An 8,742-nucleotide genomic window follows, 5' to 3' on the forward strand; every position below is an offset into this window, starting at 1 on the left:
TCATCTGTGTAAATCTTTCTTTGCCGTGAAGCGATTGTTTGAGTTAGTAACTCAGAGCGCAAATTTTTGATTTTCCAAAGGTATTTATCTATGGTGCATTTTCATGAGCCATTTAGGATTGCTATAGCCCTCTTTTGTCACTCTGAGTAAGGAAAAAACAAACTAAAACTTGAAAAAGCTTGTAATGTAAAGCTTTTAAACTTTATTTTCTCACATCAGACTTCCTTTGTAGTCATTTTGCCAAAATCCTGAGCTAAAGCAGGTTCTAGATTTTACTCTCCTGAAAGTGACAAAAGAGGGATAGTTACTCTACCACCTGCTAATGTGTACTGAATAGCATTAATAATTAAGTTGGAAACTAGGCGATACAATTGTTCTTCATCACCTACAACACATAATGATTTGTATACTCGGATATCAGAAAGCAGTGTTACCTCTGCGGCGATCGCCAAAGCTGCTAATTCTTCTACTAAGTCATTAACAATGTCATTAAGGCAACAAATCTGACTTCGCAGAGGTGTTCGTCGTTCCATATGAGCTAGTAACAGTAAATCAGCCACAAGCTGAGTCAGCCGATGGTTCTGACGCTCTATAGTTTGGAGAATATCCTGTACTTCTGGGTTGAATGTATGTGCTGTCCGCAGGGCTGATTCAACAGTTGCTCGTGTAGCAGCTAGAGGTGTTCTTAGCTCGTGAGCGGCATCGGCTGTAAATTGCTGTATCTGTTTATAAGATTGATAAATTGGTTGCATTGCTATACTAGCTAGCCACAAACTAGAACCACCAACTAACATCGTGGCGATGGGTAGACCTAAAAGCAAAATTAATTTTATGTTATTGAGGTATTTATTAATCTCCCTAAGTGAATATCCCATCTGCATATATCCCCAGGGAATATTATCCTGAGTATGTAGCGTTAAAGAGATTTGGTGATAGCAATTTCCTAGGGTGTCACAAGGGGTGTGCCAAGTAACTTTTACTGACGTAAAAGGCAACCCTTCAGGCTGTAAACCAGCTACAGAAATCGTTCGCTCAGAACGATCTAAAAACCTAATATAGTAGTCACCTTGATGAATTGCTCCTAGAACGTGCCGTTGCTCCATTTGCTCTGGCAGGAGTTCTTGAGTAGCAGGTTCTAAGTGTCCGGGTTGCTTCAGTGTATTTTCAACACTATCGTGCGGCGTTCCAGCCACAAACTCTAACTCTCGATCTAAAGTTTGCCAGTGAGCATGGACAATAGCTTGATAAAACCCCAACCCACATAACCCTAGAATCAATCCCATTACAATTGCATAGGATGTAGCTATTCGCCAACGGGTTTGAAAAAAAAGTCTATTGTCGTTCATAGGTCAGGTTAAAACGATATCCTGTACCATGCAGAGTTTCAATCAGATGATCACCACCTATTTGAGCAAGCTTACGACGTAACAAGCGTATTTGAGCCGCTACTACATTGCTAGTAGGTTCTGCATTGACTTCCCAAAGTTGATTTTGAATTTGGTCGCGGGTGACAATCTGATTTGGATGCTTCATAAAATACTCTAGCAACTGAAATTCTTTTGTCGTTACAGAGACGACTTGCTGATTACCTAATATATTTCGAAAGTAAACCGTATGAGTACCATAATCTAAACTAAGACTTCCAACTTGTAAGGTTGGGGCTTGAACTTGCGGCGATCGCCTCTGAAGAGCGCGTAATCGTGCCAATAACTCCTCCATACCAAAGGGCTTCACTAGATAATCATCAGCCCCTGCATCCAAACCAGCAACTTTATCTTCCATTCGGTCTTTAGCCGTCAGCATCAAAACTGGTAGAGGATTACGTCGCCCTCGTAGCCGCTTACATAGTTCTAATCCTGATACTCCTGGTAATAACCAATCGAAAATAGCAAGTGTATAGTGCGTCCACTTACTCTCTAAATAGTTCCAAGCTGTAGTTCCGTCTAGAACCCAATCAACTACATACTTTTCTTGGTTTAGGGTTCGTTTAATAGCAGTACCTAAATCTGGCTCATCCTCAACTAAGAGAACCCTCATATCACTCTACTTCTCTTTTACGTTCGCTGAACCCAGTCCTCTTGCTTCGCTTAAGGACTGGGATCTGTTTATTAATCAGTTAATAAGTCTGAATCTGAGCTATGCCCATGCGGATATCTTCGGTCATGCCAACACTTCTGCCATAAACTGGATATAACCAAGTATTCCCTCGTGAGAGAAATGGAGTTTTAACGCCTTTCATTGAAATTGATAGTGTTGTTTCTACAGGTACAGGTTGAGAAAATGCAATTGTAGCTCTTTTATCTTTAATAGAGACAGTAGAGTCAATTTTTTTGCCAGATCCATTGCTGACCATAATGCGATCACTGACCTCAACACCTTTTGGTACTTCAAAAGAAAGTTGTGATAGCTCTTTACCTTGGACGTGTACTTCAAAATGATGTGTAGCATTTGACATACGAGTACCGTTTGGGTGTGCGCTGCTGTGTACAATGTGAGGAGCATTAGCCTCGCGTAATGCTCCTCCTGCAAAGGCAGGCACTGAAGATATATAAAACGAGGCTATCCCAACAGGAATTGCTAAGGTAAAAGTTGTAGCGCAATTTAACTTTTTCATTGCATTAGTCCTTGGATATTTAACTGAATGTTTTCCTTATTATTAGTTTGGCAGTTTTAAATGAAATCAAAATAAAATTTCAACAACTACCACCCCTAAAGTTTTAGCTATTAAAAATAAACTCTAAATCGGGCTAGCCCTAAAGGGATATTTGCATTCATACCAACAAGTCTAGCCGGAACTGGATAAAGCCAAGCATTAGATCGCCCTAAAATTTTTACGTCTTTCATAACCACTTTCAACCTGTTTCCAGGAGCTACTGGTTCAGAAAAAGAGATTGTAATTTTCTTACTATCTTTAGAGATGCTATTAGCAATTATCTTTCCAGACTTGTCAAATACATTAATATTATTACTTGCGGTCAAACCTTGAGGAACACTGATTAACAACTGGGAGACGGCATTACTACCTTGAGGAATATTAACTTGAAAAGAATGTCTCACAATCCTCCACTTACTCTGAGGAAATTGCACAGAGCTAACGATACGAGGAACTCTATCAATTGCTGTTAGAGGCTTTCCATAAGCAGCAATATTAAAAGAGGTAACTATTAAAGTTAAGATAGCCGTAAAAAGTATTCTCGCCATTATTTTGTATTTCTAGTGAATTGGTTAAAAACCGCTATTCAGTGGTGCAGTTACTATTAATTAGATTCGCATGGAGAAATGAAATCAGAATGAAATCATTGAATATTAGTTAGAGAAATCCTAAAATCGCTCAATATAGTATTCATTGAAATCAGGAATGGATGAAGTTATAAAATTTTAAAATGGGTGACGAAGATTTTATTTTAGATGTAAGGCTAACTCATCCATCTTAACTATGAATTGTCTTTGGTTAAATGAGATTTGTCAATATTGTGCAACTACTTTTTCCTTGTCCTGCAAGGCGATTAGCCAATGTAACGCAACTCGATTATAGCGATATGAATCGGCTAGTCGATTTTCAAATTATTATTTAGAGAAAAATTGCTAATCTATCTCAACTTCAAACAGTTTAGCCAAAAGAAGCATTATGATTACTTAAGTTAAAGTTCTTTCTATTGTTTCTTCAGTCACAGAACTGGTTATTTCTTCATCTACACTTTAATTTCTTATAAAAAATAAAATTATTATAAAATTCTCGAAACTTTAGTAGTAGCTAACACTTCTAAGCATACAGAAATGAAATTTAGATGAAATCCTCATACTTCTATAGAAAGAAATAGTTAACTCGCCATTTGGTAGACGTAAGCGAAAACACAACTTCATTAAGTTGAAAACGAAGACATAAAACTATTGTCTTCAGTTAAATTTATTGCTTTGGAGTTGAATAATGACTACATCTCAATCTCACGAATCTTTACTTGAAACTTGCATTCAAGCTTGTTTTGAATGCCTGCGCGAATGTGAAAACTGTGCCACTGCCTGCTTAAATAGCGACATGGTACAAATGATGGCTCAATGTATCAAACTGTGTCGGGATTGCGCTGACACTTGCGACATCTGCGCTCGTTTCATGTCCCGTAACTCAGACCTCCATCCTCAGTTGTGCAGCGTCTGTGCTGAAGCTTGCGATCGCTGTGCCTCTGAATGCGAAAAACACGACCACGACCATTGCAAACGCTGTGCAAAGTCTTGCCGTCGTTGTGCTGAGACTTGCCGCCAAATGGCTACAGCAATGGCTGCCTAATTAGTCAAATTTGCTGGCTGTCCTTTGATGGGCAGTTAGCAATTGATCAATAAACAATTGCAATTAATTAGTATTACTGTGATCGCCAACTATCTATCTTTAGGAGTAGTTGATTAACTTGATTCTTTAGTCAAGCAGAGACTTTAAGCTTGAACAGAAAATTGATCTTTAGATAAGCTTTCTAAAACCAGTGAGTTTCAAGCTGTTCCAGATCAAAGCGTTGAAGGCGTTGTGGGTGGGCAGCATTATCGAGTGGGAAGACCAGAATGGGTTGAGGAGTTAAAAGTGCGGTTTCCATCACCCTTGAAAAAAGGGCTGCAAGAAAGTGAATCTCGTGGCGAAAGCGAGATCGCTTTGATGAACGGCGGGCAAGTGCTGGCGGTATTCGGGTTAGCAGATCGAGTGCGAGAACGCACACGGGAAGCAATTCAACGCTTACACGAAATGAATATTCAAACAGTGATGATTACGGGAGATGCTGAAGCCGTCGCTAAAACGGTGGCAACAGAATTAAATATTGATCGCTACTATGCTCGCGTGCTTCCCCAAGATAAGGCTGTACTGATCCGACGGTTAAAAGCTGAGAAACCTGTAGCGTTTGTGGGCGATGGAATTAATGACGCGCCCGCTCTATTTGAGGCCGATTTGGGTCTGGCGATCGGAGCCGGGACGAATGTGGCAATTGAGTCGGCTGACTTGGTATTAGTTAAAAGCGATCCGTTAGATGTAACCTATGCACTCAAACTTGCCAAAGCTACCTACAACAAAATGATTCAAAATTTGTTCTGGGCAACAGGCTATAACGTAATTGGAATTCCGTTAGCGGCTGGAGTGGCTTACCCCTTGGGAATTCTTTTGACTCCAGCCGTCGGAGCTATACTTATGACTGTCTCTACAGTAGTTGTGTCAATTAATGCGATGCTGCTGCGTCGAGTTAAGATTTGAGCGTTACTTGAAGTAAAGATATTAAACTTACACCTACTCCCAAAGATAGAGATTTAAACTGCGCCTTTGACTCTCCATCTTACTGGAGACTGCAACATAAAGGTAAGTCTTAAACTAAATATTTTTCTTTACTTCTAAAACTATGACACTTCAACTCAAAGTCTCAAATATGGCTTGTTCTGCCTGTGTAACAACCATTACTAACGCCATTACAGTTATCGATCCAACAGCTAAAGTCGAAGCTGATTCAAAAACAAAGCTTGTCAGCATTGAAACCCAGCAATCTGTTGCTGCTGTAAAACAGGCGATCGCATTAGCTGGATATACCGTTGCTGACTAAGTTAGATGTTGTCAAAATAAGCAGGTGAGCGATGAATAAGAATAACGCGACGCTTAAATTGCGAGGCATGAGTTGTGCCTCCTGTGCAAATAGTATTGAAGACGCAATCCGCTCTGTTCCAGGTGTAAGTGAATGCAGCGTCAATTTTGGAGTAGAACAAGCTACTGTCACCTATGATTCTAAAAAAACTGACTTGGAAGCAATTCAAGATGCAATTGATGCTGCCGGATACTCTGCTCAACCAGTGCAAGAACAAGACATACTCACTGGAGATGATGATGCTGAACGTAAAGCACGACTAACAGAATCGCGGCAACTGAAACGTAAGGTCTGGATTGGTGGCATCATTAGTACAATTCTGGTGATTGGTTCACTGCCTGTGATGACGGGGTTGCACATTCCTTTCATACCCATGTGGCTGCACAATTTTTGGCTGCAAACGGTACTGACTGCACCAGTTCAGTTCTGGTGTGGCAAGTCTTTCTATATAAACAGTTGGAAAGCATTGAAGCGTCATGCTGCCACAATGGATACTCTGATTGCTCTAGGGACCAGTGCAGCGTATTTCTATTCACTATTTGTTACAATCTTTCCCGGATTTCTTACTGCCCAAGGATTATCTCCCAGTGTTTACTATGAAGTGGCAGCAGTTGTGATTACGCTTATTCTATTGGGTAAGTTGTTTGAAAACCGTGCTAAGGGACAAACTTCAGAAGCTATTCGTAAACTGATGGGCTTGCAAGCGAGAACTGCCCGAATTATCCGCAATGGCAAAGAGATGGAAGTTCCAATTGCTGAAGTTCAGCTTGGCGATGTTATTCTAGTACGTCCTGGTGAGAAAATTCCTACTGATGGTGAAGTGATTGAAGGCTCCTCGACCGTAGACGAGGCAATGGTGACAGGAGAAAGTGTAGCTGTCAAAAAGCAACCTGGTGATGAAGTAATTGGGGCTACGATTAACAAAACTGGCAGCTTCAAATTTAGAACGACACGGGTAGGTAAAGACACATTTCTGGCTCAGATTGTAAAACTGGTGCAACAAGCGCAGGGTTCTAAAGCACCAATTCAAAGATTAGCTGACCAGGTTACAGGCTGGTTTGTGCCTGCTGTAATTGCCATAGCGATCGCTACCTTTATCATCTGGTACAACTTTATGGGTAATGTCACCCTAGCAATGATTACTACCGTAGGCGTGCTAATTATTGCTTGTCCCTGTGCATTAGGTTTAGCAACTCCAACATCAATTATGGTTGGGACAGGAAAAGGTGCAGAAAATGGTATCTTGATCAAAGGTGCAGATAGTTTGGAACTAGCGCACAAATTACAAACAGTTGTTTTAGACAAAACTGGGACGTTAACAAAAGGAAAACCTACAGTAACTGACTTTGTGACTGTTAAAGGGACTGCTAACGATAACGAACTCAAATTGTTGCAGCTAGCAGCATCCATAGAACGAAATTCAGAACATCCAATAGCTGAGGCAGTGGTACAGTATGCCCAATCTCAAGCCGTTGACTTGACGGCAGCACAAAATTTTCAGGCGGTTGCAGGGAGTGGGGTGCAAGGAAATGTGTTAAATAAGCTTGTGCAGGTTGGTACTAGGCGCTGGATGAGCGAACTAGGAGTTGATACCCAAGCTTTAGGCTCCCACTGGGATAGGTTGGAGTATTTGGGCAAAACTGTTATTTGGATTGCTGTTGATGGAAAGGTACAAGGAATCATGGCAATTTCTGATGCGCTTAAACCATCCTCTGCTCGTGTAGTTCAGACTCTGCAAAAACTGGGTTTGGAAGTAGTTATGTTAACTGGAGATAATCAGCGAACTGCGGAAATAATTGCCCGTGAAGTCGGAATCAAGCGAGTATTGGCAGAAGTCCGTCCAGATCAAAAAGCGGCTACTGTAGAGCAACTTCAAGCAGAAGGAAAGGTTGTGGCGATGGTAGGAGATGGGATCAATGATGCTCCTGCCTTAGCTCAGGCAGATGTAGGAATTGCTATTGGCACAGGAACAGATGTGGCGATCGCCGCTAGTGACATCACCCTAATTTCTGGTGACCTACAAGGAATTGTCACTGCTATTCAACTGTCCCGTGCCACAATCCGAAACATTCGTCAAAATCTCTTCTTTGCGTTTATCTATAACGTTGCTGGGATTCCAATTGCCGCAGGTATTCTATTTCCCTTCTTTGGTTGGCTCCTTAGCCCCATCATTGCTGGAGCAGCAATGGCATTTAGTTCTGTTTCAGTGGTAACAAATGCTCTACGGCTCCGTTCTTTCCAACCCAAAGCTACTGTTTAACTTTTGATTTCAGCAATTTAGATGTAAGGAGCTACAAAAATGTTCAAGAAAGCCACCTTTTTTGGTACGTTAGCAGGATTAGGATTTTTGCTTGGTGCAATATCAGGAGCGCTAGCCGCCGAAATGCCTGGCGAACCAAGCACGCCAAACACGCAATTTCGTCGCATCGAACAACCCTTGAAAAACAAAGCGGCTGTGACGTTGGGTGGACTAGGGCTGATTAGTTTGGAACTGTGGTGGTTCCTCTTGAGCAAGCCCAAATCTCAACAGGTGGAAGCCCGTCAGGGAATTGCAGAAGTTGCTATCACCGTTGATGGTGGTTACGAGCCGAGCCGCATTGTTGTGCAAGCAGGACAACCAGTACGGCTTAACTTCCTCCGGCGCGACCCTAGTAGTTGTTTAGAGGAAGTGAGATTACCTGATTTCCATATTGCACAGAACTTGCCACTCAATCAAGTCACAGCAATTGAGTTTACTCCTACACAACCAGGAAGCTATGAATTTGCCTGCGGAATGAATATGTTTCGGGGAATGATAGAAGTGCGAAACTCTAATGCTTCTAGCTAGGAAAAGCTTTTCTTTCAAAAGTCAGCTTCAACTGAGCAATTTAGCTAATTTTTGTGTATTTGCACCCTTGTTCTACATAGCCGTTACTGGATAATTTATACCAAGTAGTGTTCGACTGTAGCATTTTTAACAAGGGTGCAGGGAAGATAAAGTTACTTGTATGAATACAACTTGGTATATACAGCGGTTCTCGATTGAATGAGATAAAGTGAGAAGCATTGCTACAACTATTAATGGCTAAATGGATGAAAGCTTACTCAAATGATTTGCGCCAGAAGATTGTGGAAACCCATAGCAGAGAAAGGG

7 protein-coding genes and 2 pseudogenes are annotated in these 8,742 nt (G+C 41.3%); 5 read left to right on the plus strand and 4 right to left on the minus strand.

From position 1 onward, the window contains the following. Positions 1–293 precede the first annotated feature (293 nt). The 4 genes and pseudogenes from rppB to AC2VE5_RS22460 form a co-directional block, all read right to left on the minus strand. A pseudogene (gene rppB, locus AC2VE5_RS22445) lies at positions 294–1,346 on the minus strand (two-component system sensor histidine kinase RppB); the annotation flags it as partial. Continuing rightward, a complete protein-coding gene (gene rppA / locus AC2VE5_RS22450) occupies positions 1,333–2,037 on the minus strand; it encodes a two-component system response regulator RppA (RefSeq protein ID WP_486889898.1) in 705 nt (234 codons plus the stop codon). The pseudogene rppB and the gene rppA, both read right to left, overlap by 14 nt. A gap of 79 nt (positions 2,038–2,116) precedes the next feature. Then, entirely contained in the window at positions 2,117–2,614 is a 498-nt protein-coding gene (locus AC2VE5_RS22455; protein ID WP_486889899.1) for a DUF2808 domain-containing protein, read from the minus strand. 110 nt (positions 2,615–2,724) lie between these two features. Next, positions 2,725–3,201, minus strand: a complete 477-nt coding sequence (locus AC2VE5_RS22460; RefSeq protein ID WP_486889900.1) for a DUF2808 domain-containing protein — start codon at positions 3,199–3,201, stop codon at positions 2,725–2,727. Between the two features lie 727 nt (positions 3,202–3,928). Between AC2VE5_RS22460 and AC2VE5_RS22465 the strand changes: the two genes are divergently transcribed. The 5 genes and pseudogenes from AC2VE5_RS22465 to AC2VE5_RS22485 all read left to right on the plus strand — a co-directional run bounded on the left by AC2VE5_RS22465 (position 3,929) and on the right by AC2VE5_RS22485 (position 8,436). Beyond that, on the plus strand, positions 3,929–4,285 hold the full coding sequence (locus AC2VE5_RS22465; protein WP_486889901.1) for a four-helix bundle copper-binding protein: 357 nt from the start codon (positions 3,929–3,931) through the stop codon (positions 4,283–4,285). A gap of 189 nt (positions 4,286–4,474) precedes the next feature. Next, positions 4,475–5,230: pseudogene (locus AC2VE5_RS22470) on the plus strand (HAD-IC family P-type ATPase); the annotation flags it as partial. A gap of 142 nt (positions 5,231–5,372) precedes the next feature. Next, positions 5,373–5,570 (plus strand): heavy-metal-associated domain-containing protein, encoded by a 198-nt coding sequence (locus AC2VE5_RS22475; protein WP_486889902.1) that lies wholly within the window; start codon positions 5,373–5,375, stop codon positions 5,568–5,570. Between the two features lie 31 nt (positions 5,571–5,601). Next, entirely contained in the window at positions 5,602–7,869 is a 2,268-nt protein-coding gene (locus AC2VE5_RS22480) for a heavy metal translocating P-type ATPase (RefSeq protein ID WP_486889903.1), read from the plus strand. A 39-nt stretch (positions 7,870–7,908) separates the two neighbouring features. Next, positions 7,909–8,436 (plus strand): cupredoxin domain-containing protein, encoded by a 528-nt coding sequence (locus tag AC2VE5_RS22485; protein WP_486889904.1) that lies wholly within the window; start codon positions 7,909–7,911, stop codon positions 8,434–8,436. Positions 8,437–8,742: the final 306 nt, after the last annotated feature.

It is taken from the genome of Aliterella sp. E5.1 (assembly GCF_057473825.1).

Excerpts from the sequence above, each read along its gene's own strand:
- AC2VE5_RS22485 (WP_486889904.1), top strand. The coding sequence starts at position 7,909 with ATGTTCAAGAAAGCCACCTTTTTTGGTACGTTAGCAGGATTAGGATTT.
- AC2VE5_RS22480 (WP_486889903.1), top strand. The coding sequence starts at position 5,602 with ATGAATAAGAATAACGCGACGCTTAAATTGCGAGGCATGAGTTGTGCC.
- AC2VE5_RS22465 (WP_486889901.1), top strand. The coding sequence starts at position 3,929 with ATGACTACATCTCAATCTCACGAATCTTTACTTGAAACTTGCATTCAA.
- AC2VE5_RS22460 (WP_486889900.1), bottom strand. The coding sequence starts at position 3,201 with ATGGCGAGAATACTTTTTACGGCTATCTTAACTTTAATAGTTACCTCT.
- AC2VE5_RS22455 (WP_486889899.1), bottom strand. The coding sequence starts at position 2,614 with ATGAAAAAGTTAAATTGCGCTACAACTTTTACCTTAGCAATTCCTGTT.
- AC2VE5_RS22475 (WP_486889902.1), top strand. The coding sequence starts at position 5,373 with ATGACACTTCAACTCAAAGTCTCAAATATGGCTTGTTCTGCCTGTGTA.
- rppA (WP_486889898.1), bottom strand. The coding sequence starts at position 2,037 with ATGAGGGTTCTCTTAGTTGAGGATGAGCCAGATTTAGGTACTGCTATT.